This is a genomic window from Parageobacillus toebii NBRC 107807, assembly GCF_003688615.2.
In the GTDB taxonomy this organism is placed as follows: Bacteria; Bacillota; Bacilli; order Bacillales; family Anoxybacillaceae; genus Parageobacillus_B; species Parageobacillus_B toebii.
The window spans coordinates 1,503,275-1,528,504 of the sequence record NZ_CP049703.1 but is presented as its reverse complement, the minus strand read 5'-3'; the positions used below and the strand labels follow the sequence as shown (position 1 = coordinate 1,528,504).

The 25,230-nt window shown below is 42.3% G+C and carries 25 protein-coding genes; 3 read left to right on the top strand and 22 right to left on the bottom strand.

The features are described 5' to 3' along the window. Positions 1–142: 142 nt before the first annotated feature. The 6 genes from lepB to DER53_RS07905 all read right to left on the bottom strand — a co-directional run bounded on the left by lepB (position 143) and on the right by DER53_RS07905 (position 4,863). A complete protein-coding gene (gene lepB, locus DER53_RS07930; RefSeq protein ID WP_041269824.1) occupies positions 143–691 on the bottom strand; it encodes a signal peptidase I in 549 nt (182 codons plus the stop codon). A 20-nt stretch (positions 692–711) separates the two neighbouring features. Then, positions 712–1,332 (bottom strand): TVP38/TMEM64 family protein, encoded by a 621-nt coding sequence (locus DER53_RS07925; protein ID WP_062753875.1) that lies wholly within the window; start codon positions 1,330–1,332, stop codon positions 712–714. Between the two features lie 218 nt (positions 1,333–1,550). Then, positions 1,551–2,093 (bottom strand): competence protein ComK, encoded by a 543-nt coding sequence (locus DER53_RS07920; protein WP_062753877.1) that lies wholly within the window; start codon positions 2,091–2,093, stop codon positions 1,551–1,553. 218 nt (positions 2,094–2,311) lie between these two features. Continuing rightward, positions 2,312–2,518, bottom strand: coding sequence for a hypothetical protein (locus DER53_RS07915; protein ID WP_062753879.1), 207 nt, complete (start codon positions 2,516–2,518; stop codon positions 2,312–2,314). 259 nt (positions 2,519–2,777) lie between these two features. Beyond that, positions 2,778–4,064 carry an isocitrate lyase gene (aceA, locus tag DER53_RS07910; protein ID WP_121910038.1) on the bottom strand — a complete coding sequence of 429 codons (1,287 nt, stop codon included), beginning with the start codon at positions 4,062–4,064 and terminating at the stop codon, positions 2,778–2,780. Positions 4,065–4,176: 112 nt separating this feature from the next. Next, a complete protein-coding gene (locus tag DER53_RS07905; protein WP_082805412.1) occupies positions 4,177–4,863 on the bottom strand; it encodes a M48 family metalloprotease in 687 nt (228 codons plus the stop codon). An 84-nt stretch (positions 4,864–4,947) separates the two neighbouring features. On the opposite strand from DER53_RS07905, the gene DER53_RS07900 reads away from it, so the two are divergent. After that, positions 4,948–5,538 (top strand): SCO family protein, encoded by a 591-nt coding sequence (locus DER53_RS07900; protein WP_041269821.1) that lies wholly within the window; start codon positions 4,948–4,950, stop codon positions 5,536–5,538. Positions 5,539–5,807: 269 nt separating this feature from the next. Here DER53_RS07900 and DER53_RS07895 read toward each other — a convergent pair whose 3' ends face one another. Then, positions 5,808–6,113, bottom strand: coding sequence for an AzlD domain-containing protein (locus DER53_RS07895; RefSeq protein ID WP_062753883.1), 306 nt, complete (start codon positions 6,111–6,113; stop codon positions 5,808–5,810). After that, positions 6,106–6,825, bottom strand: coding sequence for an AzlC family ABC transporter permease (locus DER53_RS07890; RefSeq protein ID WP_062753891.1), 720 nt, complete (start codon positions 6,823–6,825; stop codon positions 6,106–6,108). Before DER53_RS07890 ends, DER53_RS07895 begins: the two co-directional genes overlap by 8 nt. 331 nt (positions 6,826–7,156) lie before the next feature. Here DER53_RS07890 and dat point away from each other — a divergent pair, with 331 nt between their 5' ends. Next, positions 7,157–8,023 carry a D-amino-acid transaminase gene (gene dat / locus DER53_RS07885; RefSeq protein WP_062753894.1) on the top strand — a complete coding sequence of 289 codons (867 nt, stop codon included), beginning with the start codon at positions 7,157–7,159 and terminating at the stop codon, positions 8,021–8,023. A gap of 30 nt (positions 8,024–8,053) precedes the next feature. Here dat and DER53_RS07880 read toward each other — a convergent pair whose 3' ends face one another. The 5 genes from DER53_RS07880 to DER53_RS07860 all read right to left on the bottom strand — a co-directional run bounded on the left by DER53_RS07880 (position 8,054) and on the right by DER53_RS07860 (position 13,465). Beyond that, positions 8,054–8,848, bottom strand: a complete 795-nt coding sequence (locus tag DER53_RS07880; RefSeq protein ID WP_012749354.1) for an ABC transporter ATP-binding protein — start codon at positions 8,846–8,848, stop codon at positions 8,054–8,056. Beyond that, positions 8,814–9,818 carry an ABC transporter permease gene (locus tag DER53_RS07875; RefSeq protein WP_062753896.1) on the bottom strand — a complete coding sequence of 335 codons (1,005 nt, stop codon included), beginning with the start codon at positions 9,816–9,818 and terminating at the stop codon, positions 8,814–8,816. Before DER53_RS07875 ends, DER53_RS07880 begins: the two co-directional genes overlap by 35 nt. 54 nt (positions 9,819–9,872) lie before the next feature. Further along, entirely contained in the window at positions 9,873–10,865 is a 993-nt protein-coding gene (locus tag DER53_RS07870) for an ABC transporter substrate-binding protein (protein WP_012749352.1), read from the bottom strand. Positions 10,866–11,001: 136 nt separating this feature from the next. Beyond that, positions 11,002–12,540: a fatty acid--CoA ligase family protein gene (locus tag DER53_RS07865; protein ID WP_062753898.1), complete on the bottom strand. Its 1,539-nt coding sequence runs from the start codon at positions 12,538–12,540 to the stop codon at positions 11,002–11,004. Between the two features lie 190 nt (positions 12,541–12,730). Beyond that, on the bottom strand, positions 12,731–13,465 hold the full coding sequence (locus DER53_RS07860; protein WP_012749350.1) for an MBL fold metallo-hydrolase: 735 nt from the start codon (positions 13,463–13,465) through the stop codon (positions 12,731–12,733). A 149-nt stretch (positions 13,466–13,614) separates the two neighbouring features. Between DER53_RS07860 and yhfH the strand changes: the two genes are divergently transcribed. Beyond that, entirely contained in the window at positions 13,615–13,752 is a 138-nt protein-coding gene (gene yhfH / locus DER53_RS07855) for a protein YhfH (protein ID WP_012749349.1), read from the top strand. Between the two features lie 150 nt (positions 13,753–13,902). Here yhfH and DER53_RS07850 read toward each other — a convergent pair whose 3' ends face one another. From DER53_RS07850 to DER53_RS07810, 9 genes are all read right to left on the bottom strand, one after another. Then, positions 13,903–16,296: a YhgE/Pip domain-containing protein gene (locus DER53_RS07850; protein ID WP_062753900.1), complete on the bottom strand. Its 2,394-nt coding sequence runs from the start codon at positions 16,294–16,296 to the stop codon at positions 13,903–13,905. Positions 16,297–16,367: 71 nt separating this feature from the next. Next, positions 16,368–16,940 (bottom strand): TetR/AcrR family transcriptional regulator, encoded by a 573-nt coding sequence (locus DER53_RS07845; protein ID WP_062677436.1) that lies wholly within the window; start codon positions 16,938–16,940, stop codon positions 16,368–16,370. Positions 16,941–17,038: 98 nt separating this feature from the next. After that, positions 17,039–18,460 (bottom strand): protoporphyrinogen oxidase, encoded by a 1,422-nt coding sequence (gene hemY / locus DER53_RS07840; protein ID WP_121910037.1) that lies wholly within the window; start codon positions 18,458–18,460, stop codon positions 17,039–17,041. A gap of 18 nt (positions 18,461–18,478) precedes the next feature. Further along, positions 18,479–19,411, bottom strand: a complete 933-nt coding sequence (gene hemH, locus DER53_RS07835) for a ferrochelatase (RefSeq protein WP_062753903.1) — start codon at positions 19,409–19,411, stop codon at positions 18,479–18,481. A gap of 15 nt (positions 19,412–19,426) precedes the next feature. Continuing rightward, positions 19,427–20,464, bottom strand: coding sequence for a uroporphyrinogen decarboxylase (hemE, locus tag DER53_RS07830; RefSeq protein WP_062753905.1), 1,038 nt, complete (start codon positions 20,462–20,464; stop codon positions 19,427–19,429). 339 nt (positions 20,465–20,803) lie between these two features. Then, positions 20,804–22,204, bottom strand: coding sequence for a hypothetical protein (locus DER53_RS07825; RefSeq protein ID WP_062753907.1), 1,401 nt, complete (start codon positions 22,202–22,204; stop codon positions 20,804–20,806). A 156-nt stretch (positions 22,205–22,360) separates the two neighbouring features. Beyond that, positions 22,361–22,867 (bottom strand): antibiotic biosynthesis monooxygenase family protein, encoded by a 507-nt coding sequence (locus tag DER53_RS07820; protein ID WP_062677432.1) that lies wholly within the window; start codon positions 22,865–22,867, stop codon positions 22,361–22,363. Beyond that, positions 22,864–24,078 (bottom strand): ABC transporter permease, encoded by a 1,215-nt coding sequence (locus DER53_RS07815; RefSeq protein WP_062753909.1) that lies wholly within the window; start codon positions 24,076–24,078, stop codon positions 22,864–22,866. Before DER53_RS07815 ends, DER53_RS07820 begins: the two co-directional genes overlap by 4 nt. Then, positions 24,075–24,812: an ABC transporter ATP-binding protein gene (locus DER53_RS07810; RefSeq protein WP_012749340.1), complete on the bottom strand. Its 738-nt coding sequence runs from the start codon at positions 24,810–24,812 to the stop codon at positions 24,075–24,077. Before DER53_RS07810 ends, DER53_RS07815 begins: the two co-directional genes overlap by 4 nt. Positions 24,813–25,230: the final 418 nt, after the last annotated feature.

Genomic DNA, 25,230 nt, shown 5'->3' with positions numbered 1-25,230 from the left:
TTTTCGCCAAGCGATAAACTAAAAAACCGTTTTACACTTCCCCTCGTTCCAAAGGCGTCCGTTCTTCTATCATTTTATAGCCATGCGTTTACTGCCGCAAATAGAAATTCATTTCCACTCCAAACAAAATTTTTAAACTATATCAAAATCGGACAGAAAATTGTTGAACAGGCCAATAGCGCAAATCAACTTTTCCTACTACTTGACTTATTTTCACGAATCCGAAATGCCGGCTGTCCCAGCTGCTTAACCGGTTATCGCCAAGGACAAAAATATATCCTTCCGGCACTCTCTTTTTCCCTGTAAGTTCTTCCAGCGTAAAATCTCCCGTCAACTTTCCGCCAATCAATTTTTGTTTATACGGTTGTAAATACGGTTCATTGGTTTTTTTTCCGTTAATATATAGCACATCATTTTTATATTCAATTTGATCACCAGGCAGTCCGATCACGCGTTTTACGTAATCTTCCTTTTCGTTCGCATGAAAGACGACAACATCAAACCGATGAATATCGCCAATTTGATAACTTAGTTTATTTACAATCAACAAATTTCCTTCTTGCAATGTCGGCATCATCGATTTCCCCTCCACCATATAGTTGGTGAAGCAAAGAAACCGTAATACCAAAATAAAAGTGAGTGCACCTCCGAAAAGAAATGACCTGCGCCACCGCCGTCTCTTCTCCCCCATGTTCCAATCGCCACCTGCCATTATCCATCTCCCTCATTATACCGTTTTTCAGTTATCGAAAACTTCGCTTCCACTTTCTTTCCAGCATACCATAACATTGCGATAACAACCGCTATCGCGACTGTACGCAACGGCTGTTTCACAAGCGCGGCGATATCATATCCAATAAAACTAATTGTAAAAATCATTACCATCTTTCCCAATAATACGGCTAAAATAAATTGCTGCTGGCTTATCCGCGACAACCCTGCAACAACATTGACGACCGCTGATGGAGTAAACGGAAAACAATATATTAAAAACACTGGGCCAAAACCATGACGCTCAATCCAGTGCATAAACTGCCTGACTTTTCGATGGCGGCTTACAAAACGAAAAAAACGCTTTTGTCCAATTTTTCGTGTAAGCCAAAAAACGAGAATGGAACCGAGACAGGCGCCGATCCACGAAATAAGGAAACCTTTCCACAAACCAAATGCTGCCGCATTTGCCATAACGAAAACAAACATTGGTAAAACAGGAAAAAACGATTCCAACAACGTTGCTGCAATTCCTGGGAACACTCCAAAGGAGCGATACTGCTCCAGCATGGATAGTACGTTGTCAAGGGTAAACCATTGTTTGATTGCTTCGATGTCCATTTATACTCCCCATTCATATTATGCTATATATTTATTTTACACACTTCTAAGGGGAATTTGAACTAATCTTTATGGATATGAATGATCAAAACAATGGAAAATGATTAAATAGTAATAATAGTAATGAAAAAATAACAGCTGCAAGAGCCGTTTTTCTCCCACTTACTTGCGATGAAGAAAATCCGCTGAAGTGGGAGATTTTTCGGCTTTTAAAAAAACTATTGCTGCAACCACCCTTTAGAATGATTCATCCGAAACATATACTGCAGTTTACGTTCTCTTGCTTCCATTCGCTCTGTTAGTTTTGTTCTGAGCTGTGCCGTACGATAAAGTTGATTGACAAAAGAGTGGTAGGAAACATCAAGTAAAATACTTTTTTCGTTGGTAAAATAGACGATTGTTTGATCATTTTTTGTGGGCTCATATTTATATACGTGAATGTGTGATAGCCAAACACAGCGGGGATCACTAGGGGAAATCGTTGGGAAAACGTAAATTTCGTTGAGCGGTTCGATTGCGATCGGCGCTTTATGCGTAATGCCGATGACAGCTCGGGTGCCTTCTTTTCTGCCTCGAAAACTAGAACCATAATAGTCGCAGCTGCGTTTAATAATATCAATTGGCCTCATTTTAACAATATACTCGCCATCTTCTTCCACAACTTTTGCGTAGAAATTACCATGTAAGTGATGCGGTAAAACCGCCATGGTATAGCGGCTAATAATAAATTTATTCAGGACGATAAACTCATTTACTTTCATTACAAATTTCTCTCCTCTCTTATACATTGTACCTAATTCCATCATATCATTAATAGTTATATTTTTCTATATTTTCAAAAAATAATGAACAATTTTTATGATGAAAATCACGTTAAATAATAAATCCCATGACCAAAGTCATGGGAAAAAGGTGTTTTTAGAATGGCTAATCTCTCGCGAACTCTTCCACTTATTAATGGAATGAAAGCGGAAGAGGTTCATGAATTATGAAATGTTTGCCGAATTTCTTCTTCCGCTAAATATTCATTTGCTTGTTCAATAGCTGTATGCTCGCCAGTCGAACCTCCAGCATATGTTTCCTCATTCAAAAATGCCTGCTGAAAATGAAAATCTGTACTTATGCGAAACTCTGGATGCAACGTTGGCTCAAATGGCATTTCTCTTTTTTCATTTTCCTTTTGCATATGATAATCGCCTCCCATGTTTAGGATGTGTTAGTATTTCCAAATTATACAAAACTAGAAGGCATGTTGTTATTTTGTAATATTTCATTGGGAAGGCAACTATAAAAAGCGATCATATGATCCTCTAGCATATTTTTACAGGAATATGTATACTTTCTTGTCTAATTTTATCATTTCTATATATCATCTCGATAACAAAAGGGCACGCTTATGTCAAGCATGCCCTTGTTTCTTCTATATGAAATCCCCCATTTTTCCCTTATGCTGTCGTAAATTGTTCTTCTTCTGTCGAACCTTTCAACGCGACCGTTGATGCTTGACCGCCGGAAATCACTTGCGCTACTTCATCGAAGTAACCAGTGCCAACTTCGCGTTGATGTCTTGTTGCCGTGTAGCCATATTTTTCTGCGGCAAATTCTGCTTGTTGCAATTCTGCATATGCCGCCATGCCGCGCTCTTTGTATCCGCGTGCCAATTCGAACATGCTGTAGTTTAATGTATGGAAACCAGCGAGTGTAACGAATTGGAATTTGTAGCCCATTTTTGCGAGTTCTTTTTGGAAGTTTGCAATCGTTTCGTCATCCAATTTTTTCTTCCAGTTAAATGATGGCGAGCAGTTGTAAGCGAGCATTTTGCCTGGGAATTTTTCATGAATCGCTTCTGCGAAACGACGCGCCTCTTCTAAGTTTGGCTCGCTTGTTTTGCACCAGATTAAATCCGCATACGGCGCATACGCTAAGCCGCGAGCAATCGCTTGGTCAAGCCCTGCTCTCGTGCGGTAAAATCCTTCCGGTGTCCGTTCACCAGTAATAAATTCTTGGTCACGAGGGTCGATATCGCTCGTAATTAAATCCGCCGCATTCGCATCTGTACGTGCAATCAACACAGTCGGTACACCCATGACATCTGCTGCAAGACGTGCCGCAATTAGGTTACGTACCGCTGTTTGCGTTGGAAGCAACACTTTTCCGCCTAAGTGACCGCATTTTTTCTCCGAAGAAAGCTGGTCTTCGAAGTGAACACCTGCTGCACCTGCTTCAATCATCGCTTTCATCAATTCAAACACATTTAATTGACCACCAAAACCTGCTTCTGCGTCAGCAACAATCGGTACGAAATAATCGATATCTCCGCTTTGTTCCAAATATTGAATTTGATCGGCACGTTGCAATGCTTGATTAATCCGTTTCACCACATGAGGTACGCTATTGGACGGATATAAGCTTTGGTCTGGATACATTTGCCCTGCAAGGTTTGCATCTGCCGCTACTTGCCATCCGCTTAAATAAATTGCTTTTAAACCGGCTTTCACTTGCTGAACTGCTTGGTTTCCAGTTAACGCCCCAAGAGCATTGATGTAATCTTCCGTATTTAACAATTTCCAAAGTTTCTCTGCTCCGCGACGAGCTAATGTATATTCAATATCAATCGAGCCGCGCAATTTAATGACATCTTCTGCGCTATAAGGACGAACAATCCCTTTCCAACGCTCTTCATTTTTCCAACTTTCTTCCAATTGTTTTACACGTTCTTCAAAACTAGCCATTTCTCTTCCCCCATCTCTATTGTTATAATACATTATCGTTTTGTACGTTGTTATTATATAACAGAATCACAAAAAAGAAAACAGTTTTTTTGAAATTTTTTTAAAAAGAATTTCAAAAAGGAAATCTTTTTTGCTTTGTCACTGTTTTTTCCGTAAACCGGCTGAATGAACATAAAAAAATCATAAATGGCACGCATAACACCCACGCATACAGCCACCAGCGCCTTTCAAAGCGGCGAAGGAGCCAATACAATACTGTTGCAATCAACATAAACAGCACCGTATCAACAAAAAAATTGGTCAGCTCATCCTTCAACCAACTTGATACCGATTGCGTGCTAATGCCATATGCGCGGGAAAGATGATAGCCGACAAAATTTAGAGGAAGCGAAAATGCCGCCACAATGAGGGATAACCAAAATACATATAGGACGGATCGAAGCGTAAACCACTTTGTTGCTCGCTCCACCCACGTTTGCAACGCTTTAGCAACACCGAGCGCCAAGAGACAAAAATAAATTAGCCATTCGTACGGAACGGCGAGAAAAAATAAAAGATCCTTCCACCTCGAATATTCTTCGCTTAACATTTGCTCTCTTGGTGTTAAAAATGTCGACGGATCGGCGCTCGTTCCTTTCCACTCTGGCGGAATCGATGTATCAGCAACAAATAAATACCATGCCATTCCTATTCCATACAGCACATAAATGAAGAGTATCCAACGAACGACTTTTTCATTACTTGCAACCTCCTTTTTAGCAACCAACACTGCTATTTTTAGTGTAATCAACTTCGCCATAATTAGAACGCCAAAGAACTGTCACAAATATCATCCGTATAAATGACTATTTTCCTGTATGATAAACATAGGAGAGTGATAATGGTGAAAAAATTGTATTTATCGCTAACCATCTTGTTTATTCTTTGTGTTGGTGCCGGAGCATTTTATTTCACCGTATATCGGCAGGCAAAGATGGAACTGCCTAGCGATGTTGTAATGGAAACAGCATGGGGGGATGAATATCGTTTTAGTGATATGAAACCGAAAGTTCGCTTGCTTGAATTTATGTATACAAATTGCCCGGACGTTTGTCCAAATACGACATTTCAAATGACAAAATTACGCGCAAAACTAGAAAAAGAGCACGTGTTTGGGAAAAATGTCGAGTTTATTACGATTACCATCGATCCGAAGCGGGATACTCCGGAAAAGCTGCAAGCATATGCGAAATCGTACGGAGTCACCAACGGCAATGAAGGCTGGCTGTTTTTGCGGGGAAATGAAGCAGATACAAAAAAAGTCGCCGACGCTTTTGATTTCCAATATCGCGACCCTGGAAACGGCATGCTTGTCCATACGACGTTAACCTACTTATTAGATGAAAACGGGCGCGTTATTGAACAATTTGGCATGGGAAAAGAACGATTTAACGTACAGGAAGTTTATGAGACGATTATGGACGAAATAAAATAAAACAAGGATCATCCTAGTAAAAAGCTTCAGTCTTGTGATGAGCTGAAGCTTTTTATTTTATATATCAAACTGTTCACAAGACGATTGCTTGTTTCCTGCGCTCTCTGCTTTTATCAACATATGAGTGTCAACCGAAGCACTCTTATTCTGTTGCCGCCACTCCCACTCCATCTGCCTTTCCATTTTAGCAATAAAAAAGGTAAGCACATATTAGGAACAGAAATATGTTTGGCTTACCTTTTTACTGCGTTCATCATTCTATTGACCATTTATGCAAGCAGCGCATAAACGCTCAACACCGCCACAGATACGAGAACGACAATGATAACGTTCGCGCCGAGCCATGCCGCCACAAATGCGCTTATAAAGCCAAGAATGCCAAACCAAATATCTTCATGGATGAAAAAGATTCCTGGAACGATAAGCGCACCTAACGTCGCATACGGAACGTTTTTCAAGACACCTTGCCAAAACAGCGGCAGCTTGACGCGCTGAAACACGACAAGCGGAAGCATACGCGGAATATATGTCACAAGCCCCATACCGATAATCATCCAAACGATCGCGCTATTCATCTTGTTCCGCCTCACTTTCTTTCGCGAAACATTGCACGGCAATTGCTGCCGCTAATGTCGCAATCACAATTGACCACCCTTTGGAAATATGCAAGAGAAGCATGCATAGCGAATTGATGACTGCGGCCATTCCCGCAAGCAAAATGATTTTTCGCTGCTTTTTCAACGCTGGAACGAGCAAACCGATAAACATCGCATATAGCGCGACCGACATGCTTTTTTGCAAGCTTTGCGGCAAGCTGTCGCCGACAAGATAACCGATGCCCGAATTCACCACCCAGCTGCCGTATGACATCAAAATAAGTCCAAACATATAAGAGGCGGTCACGGTCCCTTCTTTCATCGCCGCCACGGAAAACGTTTCGTCCGTAATGCCAAATGCATAGAGCGCCTTTTTCCAAAGAACGTCCGGTTCCGCTTTTTCATTTAACGAAGCCGACATAAGAAAATGGCGAATGTTTAAAATAAACGTTGTCAACACAATTTCAAACATTCCCGTGCCAATGGAAAGCAAGTTTAACGCAATGTACTGGGAAGCTCCAGCAAACACAATAACGCTCATTAGCACCGTTTCTGCCGCCGTTAATCCCGTTGTTTTCGCGAGAAACCCAAACATCAGCGCAATCGGCATATAGCCAATCGCAATCGTCACCCCTGCTTGCACGCCTTGGCGAAACGGCGATGATTTTCCCGCTGCCAATGTCGTTTCCACGATGAATCCCCCGTTTCTGTCTAGCTTTACGTAATATTATCTAAAAATTGTTTATTTTTTGCAATAATCAGTTCATCATGATTCGACGGGGATATATTAGAACTGCGATCTCTCCTTCACAGATTCCCAATCTCTTGTTAAATAACGAAAAAGCATCAATCAAAACGGCGGCATGTCTTTCTATATTCCAGCAATGTTTTATAGGGGACATATTGATGAAGATGGGTATCACCTTAGTAAAAAAAGAATTGCTATAAGCTGCTCTTTTTTGTTCGTGATATACTGATAATAAATTGAATTTTCACACTTCTGGAAAAAGGAGCTGGAACCGATGACATTAAAGCTGTACGTACTAACGGAAAAACAATTTCTTCCCCGTCATGAAGTAACCTATCCAATGGAAGAACGGGGGCTGCAGTTTGGCGATGGGGTTTATGAAGTCGCGCGCATCTATCAAGGAACGTATTTTTTGCTTGAGGAGCATATCGACCGCCTATACCGTTCTGCGGCGGCGATTCGCCTTTCTGTTCCTTTTGACAAAGATGTGCTGATGGAAAAGCTGGAACTGCTGCGGGAAATGAACAATGTGAAAGAAGACGCGATTCTCTATCTTCAGGTGACAAGAGGGAGCTTCCCACGCAACCACGCGTTTCCGGCCGAGAATCGTCCGAATTTGTACGCCTATATTCGGGAAATGCCAAGAAAAATACGAGAAATCGAAAATGGAGTGCGTACGATTTTAACAAGAGATGTCCGCTGGGAATATTGCTATATTAAGAGTTTAAATCTTCTACCGAACGTGCTGGCAAAACAAGAAGCAACGGAACGCGGGGCGTTTGAGGCAATCTTTTACCGAGACGGAGATATTACCGAAGGCAGCTCCTCAAACATTTTCCTTGTCAAAGACGGAAAAGTTTACACCCACCCAGCGACAGAGCGCATTTTAAACGGCATTATCCGCATGAAAGTGAAAGAATTTTGCGATTTATTTCACATTCCATTCGTCGAAGAAGCGTTTTCCATCGAAGATATTGCCCAAGCGGATGAAATGTTTTTAACAAGCACCACATCAAGCATTATTCCAATCATCCAAGTCGAAGAGCAACTCATTGCCGACGGGAAGCCAGGAGAGGTTACAAGAAAACTTCAAGCGGCATATGAAAAAGCGGCGGGGCTTGCTGTCAAAAACGCAAAATAACAAAGCGGGGAATCGTTCCCCGCTTTTCTATTATCCTAGCACGGCGCGGTCGCTAGCGAATTGGCTTCCGCGGATGCGCTGAAATTCTTGTAATAGACGTTCAACCGTCAATGATTGCTTTTCTTTGCCGCTCGCTTCGAAAATAATTTGCCCCCGGTCCATCATAATCAGACGGTTGCCCAAGCGAAGCGCTTGTTCCATATTGTGCGTAACCATTAATGTCGTCAGTTTATATTTTTCTACGATTTCTTTCGTCAGCTCCGTAATTAACTCTGCACGCGCTGGATCAAGCGCCGCCGTATGCTCATCCAAAAGGAGCAAATCCGGTTTCGTAAATGTGGCCATTAAAAGCGACAACGCTTGGCGTTCTCCTCCAGACAATAGCCCGACTTTCGCGGTTAAGCGGTTTTCCAAGCCAAGATGAAGCGTCTCGAGCGTCTCACGGAAAAAATCGCGCCGTTTTTTCGTCACCCCGAATTTGAGCGTTCGCCGCTTCGTGCGATTATAGGCAAGCGCCAAATTTTCTTCAATCGTCATATTCGGCGCCGTACCGGCGAGCGGGTCTTGAAACACGCGGCCGATATAGCGGGCGCGTTCATGTTCCCTCAGTGCCGTTACATCTTTTCCATTAATCCAGACAGAACCAGTGTCGGGGAAGAGCCGGCCAGAAATAATGTTCATCATCGTCGATTTTCCCGCGCCATTGCTTCCGATGATCGTGACGAAATCACCGGGAGCTAATGTTAAGTTAATCGGCTGCAACGCTACTTTTTCATCAATCGTTCCCTCGTTAAATACTTTTGTAATCTGTTTGAGCTTCAGCAACGCGCTCCCCCCTCTCTTGTGCTTGTGTTTTGCGCTTTTTACTCCGTTTTTCTTTTTGCGCTGCGACAATGTTTGGAACAATGAGAGCAACTATTACAATAACCGCCGTAATGAGCTTTACGTCTCCGGTTTCCAAAAACTGCACACGCAAGGCAAGCGCTAAAATGATGCGGTATACAATCGCTCCACCGATGACCGCTAATGTCGCACGCGCAATCGTACGCGCTCCGAACAACGCTTCCCCGATAATGACCGAAGCAAGCCCGATGACAATCATGCCGATTCCCATACCGACATCGCTAAACCCTCCATATTGCGCGACAAGCGCTCCCGAAAAAGCAACGAGCGCATTAGATAAGCCAAGTCCAAAAATCGTCAGCCAATCGGTATTGGCGGAGAAGCTAGAAACCATTTGCTTATTGTCGCCCGTTGCGCGCAGTGCTAAGCCAATTTCCGTTTTCAGCAACTGATCAAGAAGCAGTTTGATAACTATGACGACAAAAGCCATCGTCACGAAAATCGCCCATGTGCGCGGTACAAACCCGGCAAAAGAGATCATGCTGTTGATCGCTTTGTCTAGCCCTGCATTTTGCCATACTTCCGTCATCGCCGTCATTATCGTGTCTTGCTGTAAAAGCGGAACGTTCGAACGCCCCATAATCCGCAGATTGATAGAATAAAGTGCAATCATCATTAAAATTCCCGATAATAGCGGATTAATCTTCCCTTTCGTATGCAATATTCCGGTGATCGAACCAGCAGCAAACCCGACTAACAACGCGGCGGCAGAGGCAAGAAACGGATTCGTTCCGTTAATAATAAGCACAGACGCCACCGCCGCCCCGGTCACAAAGCTTCCATCTACCGTTAAATCAGGAAAATCTAAAATACGAAACGATAAATACACTCCTAACGCCATAATCGCATAAATAAATCCTGCTTCAATCGCACTAAAAATCGCTGTTGACATAATGCTCCCGTCCTTTGAAAGTACATCCCTCCTTAAAGGAGGGATGCACTATATTTATTCAATATATTCTGCAATGGAATCCCATTCTGGGTTAAGCTCGATGCCCATATCTTTTGCCGCTTTTTTGTTAATAAGCAGCTTCAACTTCTTCGGATATTGCACAGGCAGATCAGATGGTTTTTTGCCATCTTTAAGAATTTGTACAGCCATCTCTCCCGCTTCATATCCAATGTCATAATAGTCAAACCCGTAAGCGGCAAACCCGCCGCGTTTCACCGAATCTAATTCACCGGCAAACAATGGAATATCATGGTCGCTTGCTACTTGGATCACCGACTCGAGCGCGGAAACAACCGTATTATCCGTAATGATGTAAATGCAGTCCGCTTTGCCGACAAGTGATTCCGCTGCTTGTTTCACCTCAGCCGTTGTCGATACAGAAACAGGAACAATTTTTAAATCTGTTCCCTTCATCGCCTTTTTGACGGTTTCGACTTGCGCCACTGAATTTTGCTCTCCAGAGTTATAAATCATGCCGACGCGATTTCCTTTTACGTATTTATCAATAAACTGCACTGTTTTCGGAATCGCATCAGGATGCGTATCGGTCGTTCCAGTGACGTTTCCTCCAGGTTTTTCTATTGATTGTACAAGCTGTGCTCCAACCGGGTCAGTAACAGAAGTAAACACAATCGGAATATCTTTTGTCGCATTCAACGCTGCTTGAGCGCTTGGAGTGGAGTTAGCAAAAATTAAATCAACTTGATCGGAAACAAAATTATTGGCAATCGTTTGGTTATTGTTCATATCTCCTTGGGCAATTTGTACATCATAGGAAACGGACAGCCCCTTATCTTTCAACGCTTGCTTAAATCCTTTTAACGCCTCGTCCAATGATGGATGCTCCACAATTTGTGTTACCCCGATGCGATATGTTTTCTCTTTGTTTCCTTCACTTTTACTTGTTTCTTTCGCACCGCACCCGCTCAATAATAAAAAACTTGCCGAACATAACATTGCGATTTGTTGAATCCTTTTTTTCATCATCCCATCCCCCTAGCAAACAATACTTTATCACTTTTATACTTTTTAGCTTTTATGCATTAAATTATATAAATTTATTATTCTATTTTCAACTATATATTTTAAGAAAAAAATAAAAGTACCGAAAATTCGGTACTTTTTACAACTTGGATGAGAGTTCTTTTAATGCACGCCGCAAAATTTTTCCTGTTGTATTTTTCGGCAATTCATCTAAAAACTCAATGGAGCTTGGAACTTTATATTTTGCTAGATGCTTGCGGCAGTATTCGATGAGCATTTCCTCGGTTAATTGCGGATTTTTCGAAACGACAAAACATTTCACCGTTTCTCCATAATCTGGATCAGGCACGCCAACTACAGCCGCTTCCACTACATCTGGATGACCGTATAGAACTTCTTCTACTTCACGCGGATATACGTTATAGCCGCCAACGATAATCATATCTTTTTTCCGATCGACAATGTAGAAATATCCTTCTTCATCCATTCTTGCTAAATCTCCTGTATAAAGCCAACCGTCACGAAGCGCATGGGCTGTTTCTTCCGGCATTTTGTAGTAACCTTTCATGACGTTCGGACCGCGGACAACTAGTTCGCCGACTTCTCCGACTGGCACTTCTTCGCCAAATTCGTTCACTACTTTGTTTTCGACATTCATAATGCTTGTTCCAATCGATCCAGGTTTTCGCGGACGATCGAGCGGGTTAAAGCATGTTACGGGAGATGCTTCCGACAATCCGTATCCTTCCGAAACGATCACTTTGAATTTTTTCTCAAAGTTTTTCAATAACGCCACCGGCATCGAAGAACCGCCCGAGATGCAGAGACGAAGCGTACGGAAATCGTCCGCGCTTCCGCCTTCATATTGGTACAGGAAGTTATACATCGTCGGTACACCTGCAAAAATCGTTGCTTTTTGCTCCCGAGCAATGTTGAAAATTTTCGCTGGACTAAACTTTGGAACAATAATCACCGTTCCGCCATTCATTAGCGGTGCATTCAGCGCGACGGTTAGACAAAAGACATGAAACATCGGCAATGTCGCAATAACACGATCGTTTTCATTGATTTTTAAATAATTGGCAATATCTTGAGCGTTGCTATATAAGTTTTTATGGGTCAACATTGCTCCTTTTGGTTTTCCTGTCGTCCCCGATGTATACAAAATTACCGCGGTATCATCATCCGCCAACTTCGGTCCTTGGAAGTTCACATCACCAGATCGAAGTACATCTGTAAACGATTTCATTTGTTCCGGCAAAGAAATTCCTTTTTCTTTTCCTTGCGGAGTTTCGCAAATAATCACATGTTCTAGCAGCGGCAAGCGTCCTTGCATTTGTATAAACAACGGAACGAGTAAGTCCAAGGCAATAACCGCCTTTGCATCTCCATTCATCAAAATATAGCTGATTTCATCGGGTGTATAAATCGGATTAATCGGAATAACGGTTGCTCCTAACCGCAACGCTCCGTATAATCCAATCACGAAATATGGTGAGTTTCCGATTAACAAGGCGATGTGGTCACCTTGTCGAATTCCCATGTTATACAGGCCGCTAGAAAACTTGGAAATCGCCGCATCTAACTCTCCATATGTACAACTTTCACCTTCAAACCAATACGCTTCCTTATTCGGCAATTGATCTGCTACCTCTGCCAGCCGCGATGATAAATTCACCAAAATCCCTCCCCCATAAAAGATACTGAATGAATCATCATTCATTTTATAATTTAAAAAATTCTAACTAGATTTTATTATAAGAAAAAAGAAAAAAGAGAGCAAGAAAAAGCTTGCTCTCCTAATTGAGTCACTGTCGTTTGTTTTTCCAGAAAACATTTTGATTGGCTGAATGGGGGATAAACTTTTTCTATTTTTCCCACACTAGTCCTGTTTTCGCTAACTGCACTTTGCCGGAAAACACTGCATTTGCCTCGCTGACAAGCTGCGTATGCTCTCCAAAATGCGGCAAATGGGTTAACCATAGTTCCGTTACGTTTGCATCACGGGCAATCATTGCTGCTTCTTCGCTCGTCATATGGCCGGCGGGAGCGGCGTTTTGCCCGGCGTAAAAATTGCATTCACAAATAAGCAAATCCGCATTTTCAGCAAACGGCGCAAACTCCGGTAAATAGCTAGAATCAGCCGTATAAACGACCGTTGCATCTCCTGCTGTAATTCGCATCGCATAGCAAGTAACTGGATGCACTGTCTTCATAAAGGTAATGTGAAACGGTCCGACTTGAAGCGATCGTTCCGGATCATAAGCAACCGCTTCGGTAATCCCCTCATGCGCTAGACGGGCAAATTCCCCTTGATCAAATGGGTGCCCGTAAATCGGAAGCACTGGCAATTGTACTCCAAGATTCTTTTTGATCAGCCGCGCATATTGCAATGGACCGATATCCGCGACATGGTCATGATGATAATGAGATACGATTACCGCATTTAATTTTTCGACAGATACATAATTTTGCAATTTCGAAAGCACGCCGCTTCCACAATCCACTAACAAGCGAAATTCGTCATGCTCAAACAAATATCCGGAGGTTGCTTCATTCGCTGCTGGAAAACCTCCCCAATAGCCAATAACCGTAACTTTCATCGTACTCCTCCTTATGTACTCATCTGTTATCATCATACATAAATTTAGTGGACTTTGCATCTTTGGCGAAATTTGTTTTAAAACAGTTATTGACAAATCACATTCTGTTATAATACAATACAAGTAACAAAACAACGGAGGCGATCGCAATGTTAGTAAAAGTGTTAGAATTTTTCAAAAACCTACCGCCAAAAAAATGTGTGCAATGCGGCAAAGAAATAGAAGAACAGCATGAATGCTACGGAAACACATGCACTAATTGTTTAGGCGTCGTTTATCATCAATAACACGAAAAACGTTTCTGTCTATATACGTAAAGGTGCTTCTCTCTAGAGGCATCTTTAATTTTTTTTTGTATGGATCGTCATTGAATCTATATGTGTCCGCGCTGCTTCATTCATAAACGTTGAACGTAGATGAAAAAAGCTTCCAAAGCATTACGCTTCGGAAGCTTCGTTCATCTGTTTATCAAACTGACGTTTATGCTGTGCAATAAAGTATAAAATTGTTCCTACCATGAAAATGGCAATAAACAAGGCTAAAACAGCTGCGTTATGCCACATAAACGCAAAATCTCCACTAGAAATAACCGCTTTAAATCCAAGCACCGAATATGTCATCGGCAACCAAGCATTGAAGTATTGCAATACGTCTGGAATCAATTCAAGCGGGAACGTTCCAGCACTTGTTGTAAGTTGCAAAATTAATACAACAATTGCAATAAAACGCCCCGGATCTGCCAACGTCGTCACTAGGAATTGAATTAACGCAATAAACGTAATGCTTGTGATCATCGTAAATAGTATAAATCTAGGAACACTTTGGACATGAATGTCTAATGCTCCAAGTAATACGGCATCTGCCAGCAATGATTGGATAATCCCAACGGCTACTAAAATGCCAAATTTCCCAATAAACCAGCTAAATCCTGATTTTGGCACGTCCGCTGGTTCACGCAATGGAAACACAATGGACAAAACAAGGGCGCCGACAAACAATCCTAGCGATAAGAAGTATGGTGTAAATCCGGTACCATAGTTTGGCACATGATTCATTTTTTCATTTTTCTTTTTCACTGGATCGGCAAACATTTTATAAGTATCATCATTTGCTTTGACATCACTCGCTTTTTTCGCGCCATCAGCTAGTTTATCTGCCAACTCATTCGATCCATCCTCTAATTTTTTCATTCCACTTACAAGCTGATTAGAACCGTTAGCAAGTTGATTCATGCCGTTGGAAAGCGACACAGCGCCATTTTCAAGGTCATTCATGCCATCGGCAAGCTTTCCGGACCCATCCGCAAGCTGATGGGCGCCATCTTTTAATTTGTTTGATCCTTGGGCGAGCTGATGCAACCCAGAAGACAATCGATCACTTCCCGCGACTAACTGATCAACACCATTTTTTCCTTCTTGTAATTTTTCCCCAAACACTGTTAATCCTTGCACTACTTCCGACTGGCCGGCAACAAGCGCGTCAGCACCGCTTGCTAATTGTTGCTGGCCTGCTAAAAGCTTTTCGACTCCTTCGCTTAACGCAAGCTGGCCATTATGGAGCCTAGAAGCTCCCGCAGCAAGCTGATCCGCACCTGTTTTTAATTGACCGGCACTATTCGATAACTGTTCCATTCCTTGAGCGACTTGTTTGCTTCCTTCGGATAGAGGAAGTAATTGTTCTTTCAGAGTTTGTAATTGCATTTTTTCTTTTGGATCTGTTGCTTGTGCTGCTAACGCGTCCAATTGGGCTACCGCTTTTTCTAATCCTTGGCTTACTTGGACAGCGCCTTTATTTGTCTTCTCAGCCCCTTGCTTCCATTGTTCCATCGATGCGGAAAGCTTTTGTGCTCCATTTTGTAAATTCTGCGATCCTTGTGTTAATGGCGGAATGTTTTCTTTCATTTGTTGCATTCCATCAAGCGATTGATGAAGACCGCCGGACAGTTGTTTCGCACCATTCTCCACTTGTTTCGCGCCAGCTAATAGTCGTGAATGGCCGTCCTGCATTTTTGTAAAACCATTTTGCAGCTGATAGAGCCCGGCGTTTAGCTGATTAGCGCCTTCGCTAGCCGATTGCAATCCATTTTCAAACGTAAGCGATTTTTCAGCGAGCAGTTTTAAGTTTTTATAAAGCTCATTAGCACCATTTTTTGCCGCATGCGCTCCTTTCGCTAATTTCCCGCTTCCTTCTTTCGCGGAATGCAGACCGCTTTGCAGCGAGACACCGCCATCATTTGCTTTTTGAATGCCGTCATGCAGCTGTTTTGCACCTTCGCTAGCCCGATCAAGTCCTTTCGCCATCTCGCGGATATTTTCAAACATCGCTTCCGCGTACGTTTCTGTCACCGTATTGGAAACTTCTTCTTTAATCTTCTCTACGGCACTATCGCCAATTTGCGCCGATAGGAAGTTAAATCCTTCGTTTGGCTTATAGATGAGTTTCATCGGTTTTGGATGTTCATTCTGTAAAGTCGTAGCATTTTCCGAGAAATCTTCCGGAATTTCAATGGCCATATAATACTTTTGATGTTGCAATCCTTTTTCCGCTTCTTTTTCAGAAACAAAATGCCAATCAAATTTCTTGTTTTCTTTCAGCTTTTCTACTAACTTATCGCCAATTTCCAATTTTTCACCGTTCATCGCTGCTCCTTTGTCGTTGTTCACCACAGCAACAGGCAATTTATCCAGATGAGCGTATGGATCCCAAAACGCCCATAAAAACATTCCACTATATAATATCGGAATGCATATAACAGCAATAATCGATATCAATGTCTTTCGATTACGAAAAATCGCATGCGCCTCTTTCCATAATAATGAAAGTCCTCGCATTTTCTCCCTCCTCTATACAATTGACCAATTTGTCCATTTGGTCATTTTTAAGTAAAAAAGAGAAGGACTATCTATTTCGACAATCCTTTCAAAAAATAAAGCTCAAATAGTTCAGCAATTTTTTCTTTCGGCAGCGGATCATGATCTTGCTCCCAATCGACAATTAATGCGATATATACTTTTAACATTAAAAACGCTGTAATTTCAGCATCGCAGTCGCGAATTTCTCCTTTTTTTATAGCGATTTCGATTTTCTCACGAATGTAATCGATAATGGCCCAATCTAATTTTTTCATCACTTCTTGGACTGCCGCCGTTCCGACATTGCGCACCTCTTGAAGAAGCTTCGCCGTTAATTGATGCTGCTGGCGAAACTCTAAAATGCGATACAGGGCGCGATGCACGTTTTCCGAAAAGGGACGATTGGGATCCATCGCTTGCTCCGCTGACTTTTTTATTTCTAAAATAAGTGAAGAGATAATTGCATCCAATAAGTCTTCTTTGTTTTTAAAAAACGTATAAATCGTGCCTTTTCCGACATTGGCGAGCTTCGCTATTTGCTCCATCGTTGTTGCCTTGTAACCAAATAACGAAAACGATTTAGTAGCCGCTTCAATGATTTGTTGTTTTCGATCAATAGACATTTCCCTCATCCTTCGAATGACTAAATGAACAATTTGGTCATTACGTCTAAAATCATAACATATTTTTCACAAAAAAGAAAGAGGTTAACTCTTTTTAGTTAACCTCCGCAAACTTTCGATGGCTCACTTGCAAATAATCGAGTACTTTTTTTTACCGCTTCTTCCCCTTGGGCAATGCAATCCGGCAGCCCTAATCCTTCGTACGAACTTCCCGCTAAAAACACACCTGGAAGCTCAGAGTCCATGTGTGCTTTTATATTCGCAAGCCGCTCTTTATGGCCTACCGTATATTGTGGCATCGCCCTTTTCCATCGCGAAATAACGAAAAATTCCGGACGTCCCGTAATACGCATAACTTTGTTTAAATCATCCAGCACGACGCGGACGATTTCGTCATCTGACTGTTCGACAATTTCTTCATCGCCAGGACGGCCGACATAGCAACGCAACAGTGCTTTTCCGCTTGGTGCGGTATGCGGCCATTTTTTATGTGTCCATGTGCAAGCCGTAATCGTATAATCATTGCGGCGGGAAACGACAAAGCCCGTTCCATCAATATCTTGTTCAATAGCGCTTTCCGGAAAGGCCAATGCCACGGTTGCTACCGACGTCGATGGAACTGATTGAAACGGCGCGAAAAACGGATAATCAGCAAACATCGCTGGTACAGATGAGTGCGGTATCGCGACGATAATGCTATCTGCTTTCCACACTTCTCCATTGCTTAAACGCAAACGATATTCTGTTCCTTCGCGTCTAACGTTTTCTACCCGCACCCCTTTCATGACACTGCCTTGTTCCAATCGTTTTTCCACTTCATCGACTAACGATTGCAATCCCGTTTTTAATGTTTGAAACGCGCCTTTCCGTTGTTTTGCTGCTTTTGGCGTCGTTCGTTTTGCACCTCGCACCAGGCTGCCGTATCGCTGCTCCAATTGAAAGAACTGCGGAAATGTCGACATTAAACTCATTTGATCAATATCGCCTGCATAAATGCCAGATAACAGCGGCTCAATTAAGTTATCTACCACCTCATCGCCAAATCGGCGGCGGAAAAATTGTCCTAATGATAAATCGCCTTCTGTTTTTGTCGGCGGCAAAATAAAATCAAGGGCAGCACGCAGTTTTCCCAGCGGAGAAAACAACCCTGTCGTGATAAACGGACCGATTTGTGTCGGAATCCCCATGACGGCTCCGCCTGGTATCGGATATAGCTTGCCGTTCACTAAGATGTACGATTTTCCTGTCGCGTTATGAACAATCTCGTCTTCTAGCCCTACTTCCTGCACAAGACGAAAAGCGCTTGTTTTCCGCGCTAAAAACGAATCAGGACCGCGCTCAATCACAAAACCGTCACGTATCATTGTTTGCACTTTGCCGCCTAAACGATGGGTCGCTTCTACCAGTTTACATTCAATAGGAAGCTGTTGTTCTTTAATTGCTTTTTGCAAATAATAGGCAGCGGCAATTCCTGTTATTCCGCCTCCGATGATCACAACCGTACGTTTTTCGCCACTCACTGTTCATCGCCTTCTTTATCAAAGTTTGATCCGTTTTAATACAACTGTTGCCAATGCATCGATGAATTTTGGATTCGCATTCGGCATTTCCGGCCGATAATAGTTTGCCCCGATTTCTTCTGTTACTTGTTTACATTCAATATCGTTATCGTACAACACTTCCAAATGATCAGCGACAAAACCGACTGGAACATAAACAAACGATGTATATCCTTTTTCCTGATGCAGCTGTCTCGTTAAATCTTGTACGTCTGGTCCTAACCAAGGCTCTGGTGTGTTGCCGGCACTTTGCCAACCTACCGCATAATGTTTTACACCTGCTTTTTCCGCAATTAGTTTAGCTGTTTCGGCAAGCTGCTGCGGATATGGGTCACCAACTGCAATAATTTTTTCCGGCAGGCTATGCGCTGACACGATAAGCACTGCTTTTTCGCGTTCTTCTTCGGTCATGGACGCGTATACTTCTTTTACTTTTTCCACCCAATAATCGATAAATTTCGGTTCATCATGCCAGCTGTCAATCGTATAAATCACCGGTCCTCCTAATTTTTTTGCTTCCGCTTTTGCCCGTTCATTATACGATTGAATGCTAAACGTTGAAAAATGCGGTGCAAGCACAATGCTCACAGCTTCTTTTATGCCATCTTCATGCATTTGGCGAACGGCATCTTCCACGAACGGCTCAATATGTTTTAATCCTAAGTACATTTGAAACTCAATGTCATCTTGAATGTCGTTAAGCCGCTTTTCCAATTGCTTCGCTTGTTCCAGAGTAATTTTTGCCAATGGAGAAATTCCTCCAATCGCTTTGTAGCGTTGTTTTAAATCTTCCAATAGTTCCGAAGAAGGCTTTCGGCCATGACGAATGTGCGTATAATATCGTTCAATATCTTCTTCTTTATATGGAGTTCCGTACGCCATCACTAATAATCCCATTTTCTTTTTTGCCATCTTTACTAACACCTCTTATTTTCTTGACGTATAGTCATGGATAAACGCCGTTAACCGTTTTAACGTTTCTGGCTGAATCTCTGGAAAAATGCCGTGGCCTAAGTTGAATATATATCCCGGCTGTTCCATGCCTTCGTCCAAAATTTGTTTCACGCGTTTTTCAATTACTTCCCAAGGAGCCAGAAGAACTGCTGGATCTAAATTTCCCTGAAGCGCCTTTGTAATTCCTATTTCCCGCGCTTTGCGAATCGAAAGCCGCCAGTCGAGTCCGATTACATCAAGCGGCAAATCGTTCCATTCTTTCGCTAAATGGCTCGCACCAACCCCAAACATAATAAGCGGAACGTTTTCTTCGCGAAGCGCCGCAAAAATACGAGCCATTGTCGGTTTAATAAATGTGCGGTAATCGTCAACATTCACCGCGCCAACCCATGAATCAAAAATTTGAATCGCGCTCGCGCCAGCACGAATTTGCGCCTTCACATAGCGAATCGTCATATCAGCAAGCTTGTCCATCAGAGCAAACCACGCTTTTGATTCTGCGTACATAAACGCTTTCGTTTTATTGTAGTTTTTCGATGGACCGCCTTCAATCATATAGCTCGCAAGCGTAAACGGCGCACCCGCAAATCCGATGAGCGGAACATTTAATTGTTCAGTCGTCAGCAGTTTGATGGTTTCCAATACATATGGCACATCTTCTTCCGGATGAATTTCTCCAAGTTTTTCTACATCCGCAAGAGAGCGGATGGGATTAGCAATCACCGGTCCAACCCCTGCTTTAATTTCTACATCAACACCAATCGCCGGAAGCGGGGACATAATATCTTTATATAAAATGGCCGCATCCACATGATATTGTTCGACCGGCAATCTTGTTACATAAGCACAAAGCTCTGGTTGATGGGTAATTTCAAATAACGAATATTTCTCCTTAAGCGCCCGATACTCCGGCTGGGACCTTCCCGCTTGTCTCATATACCAAACCGGAACATAATCTGTCTTTTCGCCGCGGCAGGCGCGTAAAAATGTATCATTCTTTTGTTTTGACATCCTCATCCGCCTTTCTTTCATTCAACATCGATAGATCTATAAAAGATAAAAAATTTTTCATCAAAGCAATTGTATACAAAGTTACAATTATAACTATACAAGGTTCTTATGACAATGTATAGCAATGGGGGGAAACTGTCAAAAAATTGACGATTTATTTTCGTTTGTTACTGACTTTCTGCACAATACCGTTTCGTTCGTCTGATTTCAGAAATAAATAGCCAGTCATTCCGTTTTTTATACTTTTCATGGTTATATCAAAAAATCATTCGTGTTCCTTTATTATTATATCAAAAAAGCCGCCTCGCTCACTCCTACGAGACAGCTTTTTCGTCAATGTTAAATCAAAAACATCGCTACAATGGTTGTCACAACAAGTCCAATCGCCACCGGAACCAAGTTTCGGCGCGCCAGCTCAAACGGGTCTACACCGCAAATAGCTGCCGCTGGAATAAGCGCCCACGGAACAAGCGTGCCGCCTCCAACCCAAATTGCCGCAATTTGTCCAAGCGCAGTTAATGTCGCGGCACCGCCGCCAATCGCTGTCGCGAATAAATGAGCAACCGACCCCGTTAACGAAATACCAGAAAATCCTGAACCATCCAATCCTGTGATTGCTCCTACAATCGCTAACGTGACCGCTCCAACTCCATCGCTGAGCGGTACGACATGAGCGAGCGCAATTCCTAGATCGTTTACAATTCCTTGCGATAGTTTAGGCAAGTGTTCTCCGATGATTTTGACAAACCCTGCGTCACCGAGATAAAAAAACGCCGCGATTGGAATGACTGGTCCAAACACTTTAAAGCCAAATTGAAATCCTTCGATTAAATAATTCGTAATTTCACTAAAACTTTCTTGTTTATAAGCAAAAATGGAAATAAGAATTAAAATAAAAATCGCTGTTCCACCGATTAACGCAGTCGCATCTCCACCTTGCAGGCGCAAATAAAACATTGCGATGACATCTAGAACAAATAAAATCGGAATGATGATCGCCAACATATTTTTCGCTTGATTAGACAACAATTGTTTTGCCTTTTCGATTGCCTCATCCGCTGTCGCCGCTACTTCATTCGTTTCATTAGCGAAATGGCCCCTTTTCATATCACGACGAAGCAATAGAAAGGCAGCAACCGTAGTAACAACTCCCATCACAAACACAAGCGGCACGCTGGCAGAAATGACTTCGGAGACAGAAAGACCAGCGGCATCTGCTGTCAGTTTTGGCGCTCCTTGAATAATAAAATCTCCTGATAGAGCAATACCGTGACCAAACAAATTCATCGCCATCGCCGCTCCTAACGCCGGCAACCCAACACGAATGGCCACAGGCAGTAACACTGCACCCATTAACGCAACTGCGGGAGATGGCCAGAAAAACCAAGAAATGATCATCATCAAAATCCCAATCGTCCAATACGCCCATCCCGGAGTGCGGATAAACCGGATAAACGGTGAAATCATCACATCATTAATTCCTGTTGTTGTCATCACTTTGCTCATTGCCACAATAATGGAAATCACTAAAATGGTTGGCAAAAGCTCTGTAATCGCGTAAATAAAGCTATTAAACACCCCGCTGATCGCCGCGCTTAACGAATGGGTCGCTGTAGCGGCTAACAAAAAGATCCCGATAATGCAAATAAGTGATGTATCTTTTCGCGCGATCATAAATCCGATAATAAACACGATAAACGCTAAGTAAATCCAGTGCAGCACCGTTAATTCCACACCCATTTATATTCTCCTTTCCTATATGCTTTCCATTGTTAAATAGGACATTTTCCCAACATGGATGTACTACAGCATATGAAAGGAGAATAAAGGTGTGAAACACTTATATACAAAAAACCCCCGCTTATTCATTCGAAAAAGCGGAGGTAAAAAACCGTTTTATCTTTCTTGAACGACCGAATAGACTGTTATATAAGATGGACGCGGAAATATTTTTTGTTGAGATGGTTTTTGTTCTTCTTTCCGCTGCTCATGCGCTTTTGTGAACGCTTTTGAACGCTGCCAATTTTCAAAATGCTCTTTTCCTTCCCATAATGTCATAATGATATACGTGTCATTAGAAAGCGGACGCAGTACGCGAATCGCAACAAATCCAGGTTCATTTTCAATCAGTCTTGCCCGCTGCACAAAGCGATGCTCAAATAGCGGCCGCCCTTCGTCGGTCACCGGAATATTATTGCATACAACAAACGCTCCGCCCAACTCACCAACTGCATCGATCACCTCATAACGGCGCGGCTCTTTAAACACCGTTTTGCCATCTGTTTCATGAATCAAAACAGCATCTTCTTCCCTTTCCAACAACAACATCGTTTCGTTCGCATGCATGTCTTTCACTTTTTGCAAATAATCCGTTGTTCCTGTTGTGATATACATCTTTTTCATATTTTTCCCTCCCGCTTGCGACGTTTGGAAAGATAATGAAACAGTAGCCAATAACTAAAAACAGCTCCTGCCATCCATGACGCTCCCCATATCCAGCCAGCATAAAGCAGGAATAAAAACAAACTGAAAACAATGTTTTGCACCATTAATAAGAAAAAGAGAAGGCGGCATAATGCCTGTTTCCGCACATCGTTTGGAAGCGGATATAATCGGATCAACAAGTTTGTCCGGTGATGGTCGATCAATGCGAATAATTGAAAGCCGGTGATGTAAAGAAAAAATAACGACGCGGCGATTTTTCCGTATTCGGATGGAACAATATAAAGAAATAACAATCCGATTGCGATTAAACGGATATAAAGACCTAAATATCCGCCCGAACGGATGAATGTTCTTGCGTACAAATAAAGAAACGTATTTTTTGGATGATATGGAATCATAGAAACTAGAAAATCAAGCCAGCGCCGGCGTTTCGCCTCCTCTTTCCATTGTGGAACATCGGTAAATAAATTGGCGATACGGTAAAATGTGCGCACCGCACTTGTTTCTTGTTCAATGAGCCGCTCCCATTTCCATCCTTTTCGCTTTGTTGCTTGCACCAAATAAACCGTTATGCCTGCGATGATGGCACATAGAGCAAGTAAAAACAAAACCGAAACAGGAACAAGCAAAAAGTAAACAAAAAGAGCATTGACCCCAAACCGTGCGACCATGCTAAGACGATGGGCAAGCGGTTCAATAAAATAATTTCCTTTCCAGCTTATAAACAAATTCCATCCTTTCAAAACGAGCAACACGAAAAACAGCAGCCATAAAGAAACATCGGAAAACTTCCGGTGAAGCGGCGCAATTGCCAACCATACAAGAAGCAGCCCATATCCCTGCAAAAGAAAACTCAGCAAAAAAGCCCGTTGAATATATGGACGAAGCTTTGTCTCAGACGGCAATAAAAACACGATATCCGCTTCTTGAAATAACGTGCGCAACGAACCAAACGTCAATACGAAAGAAAAAATCAGTGCGGCAATGATGGGATAAGGAAAATGCGGCGGAAGCGTTTGTACCCAACGATGGTAGGCGACCGCCCCTAGGCCAATGCCAATGAGCAATATAAACAATAGATGATCGTTCAACATATAACGTAAATAGCGCCGCATTTTTCGCACTTCTTGATAAAGGCGGTCGTTCCATAGTTTTTTTCCATCCATCATACGCTTTCTTCCTTTGTTAACGCAATATATAGTTCATCCAACGTTGCCGCTGGAGAAGAAAATTGTTCACGCAACTCCTCGAGCGTTCCTTTCGCCCTTACTTTTCCGTTATGCAAAATGACAAACGAATCACAATATTTTTCTGCTGTCGCCAAAATATGTGTCGACATTAAAATGCCCGCCCCTTTTTTCTTCATTTGCTGCATTTGTTCAAGCAAAGAATGAATCCCTAACGGATCAAGGCCAAGAAACGGCTCGTCAATGATATAAAGCTCTGGCTCCACTAAAAAGGCGCACATAATCATGACTTTCTGCTTCATTCCCTTGGAAAAATGAGCAGGAAACCATTTTAACCTTTTCTCCATGCGAAATTCTTTTAATAACGGCGGAAGACGCCGTTCGTATTCATGTTTTTCCAATCCATAAGCCATCGCCGTTAATTGCAAATGTTCCTCCAATGTCAGTTCCTCGTACAAAATAGGTGTTTCTGGTATATATGTAAATTGCGAACGATATACATCCGGCTGTTCCGAAAACGTTTTTCCGTTAATCGTAATCGTCCCTTTCCTCGGTTCCATCAGCCCAATAATATGCTTGATCGTCGTACTTTTTCCCGCGCCGTTTAGACCGATTAAACCAACTATTTCCCCGCGATCGACGGTAAACGAAACATCTTCGAGCACGTTTTGCTTCGTATATCCCCCGTATAAATGTTGAACTTCCAAAAGCGCCATCGCCTGCTTCCTTTCTATTCATAAATTACGGATTACATTTTCATTTTATCAAAGCAACAAATACTTTCCAAAAATTATCTCTCTCCTTTTTGCATACATCCTTTTTTCTCGGGCATGATAAATAGCGAAGAGGGGATGAGGAACAGCGCAAATGATGAATCATCCACTTGGAAATGAGGTGTTCACGAAAGACACACTTGTCGAAGTAACACCATTGTAATGCAGTGAGGAAGCGCGAAACTCCTTAAGTAAATGAGGTGTTTGTGAAAGACAAGACCATCGTTCCATTGCTATGAAGCAACGAACCTCTATGTAAGAGCTTAAAGGGGATGGTCATCTTGAACAAAGGAAAACTCACTCTTTAACAACTTTTTTTGCAAATGGGGTGTTCATCAAACGCCATTTTGTTTGAATAAAC

What these genes read in the sequence shown, in the direction of transcription:
- lepB (WP_041269824.1), bottom strand. Translation starts at nt 691, where the DNA reads ATGGGGGAGAAGAGACGGCGGTGGCGCAGGTCATTTCTTTTCGGAGGT.
- DER53_RS07925 (WP_062753875.1), bottom strand. Translation starts at nt 1,332, where the DNA reads ATGGACATCGAAGCAATCAAACAATGGTTTACCCTTGACAACGTACTA.
- DER53_RS07920 (WP_062753877.1), bottom strand. Translation starts at nt 2,093, where the DNA reads ATGAAAGTAAATGAGTTTATCGTCCTGAATAAATTTATTATTAGCCGC.
- DER53_RS07915 (WP_062753879.1), bottom strand. Translation starts at nt 2,518, where the DNA reads ATGCAAAAGGAAAATGAAAAAAGAGAAATGCCATTTGAGCCAACGTTG.
- aceA (WP_121910038.1), bottom strand. Translation starts at nt 4,064, where the DNA reads ATGGCTAGTTTTGAAGAACGTGTAAAACAATTGGAAGAAAGTTGGAAA.
- DER53_RS07905 (WP_082805412.1), bottom strand. Translation starts at nt 4,863, where the DNA reads ATGGCGAAGTTGATTACACTAAAAATAGCAGTGTTGGTTGCTAAAAAG.
- DER53_RS07895 (WP_062753883.1), bottom strand. Translation starts at nt 6,113, where the DNA reads ATGAATAGCGCGATCGTTTGGATGATTATCGGTATGGGGCTTGTGACA.
- dat (WP_062753894.1), top strand. Translation starts at nt 7,157, where the DNA reads ATGACATTAAAGCTGTACGTACTAACGGAAAAACAATTTCTTCCCCGT.
- DER53_RS07875 (WP_062753896.1), bottom strand. Translation starts at nt 9,818, where the DNA reads ATGTCAACAGCGATTTTTAGTGCGATTGAAGCAGGATTTATTTATGCG.
- DER53_RS07870 (WP_012749352.1), bottom strand. Translation starts at nt 10,865, where the DNA reads ATGATGAAAAAAAGGATTCAACAAATCGCAATGTTATGTTCGGCAAGT.
- DER53_RS07860 (WP_012749350.1), bottom strand. Translation starts at nt 13,465, where the DNA reads ATGAAAGTTACGGTTATTGGCTATTGGGGAGGTTTTCCAGCAGCGAAT.
- yhfH (WP_012749349.1), top strand. Translation starts at nt 13,615, where the DNA reads ATGTTAGTAAAAGTGTTAGAATTTTTCAAAAACCTACCGCCAAAAAAA.
- DER53_RS07850 (WP_062753900.1), bottom strand. Translation starts at nt 16,296, where the DNA reads ATGCGAGGACTTTCATTATTATGGAAAGAGGCGCATGCGATTTTTCGT.
- DER53_RS07845 (WP_062677436.1), bottom strand. Translation starts at nt 16,940, where the DNA reads ATGTCTATTGATCGAAAACAACAAATCATTGAAGCGGCTACTAAATCG.
- hemH (WP_062753903.1), bottom strand. Translation starts at nt 19,411, where the DNA reads ATGGCAAAAAAGAAAATGGGATTATTAGTGATGGCGTACGGAACTCCA.
- hemE (WP_062753905.1), bottom strand. Translation starts at nt 20,464, where the DNA reads ATGTCAAAACAAAAGAATGATACATTTTTACGCGCCTGCCGCGGCGAA.
- DER53_RS07825 (WP_062753907.1), bottom strand. Translation starts at nt 22,204, where the DNA reads ATGGGTGTGGAATTAACGGTGCTGCACTGGATTTACTTAGCGTTTATC.
- DER53_RS07820 (WP_062677432.1), bottom strand. Translation starts at nt 22,867, where the DNA reads ATGAAAAAGATGTATATCACAACAGGAACAACGGATTATTTGCAAAAA.
- DER53_RS07815 (WP_062753909.1), bottom strand. Translation starts at nt 24,078, where the DNA reads ATGATGGATGGAAAAAAACTATGGAACGACCGCCTTTATCAAGAAGTG.
- DER53_RS07810 (WP_012749340.1), bottom strand. Translation starts at nt 24,812, where the DNA reads ATGGCGCTTTTGGAAGTTCAACATTTATACGGGGGATATACGAAGCAA.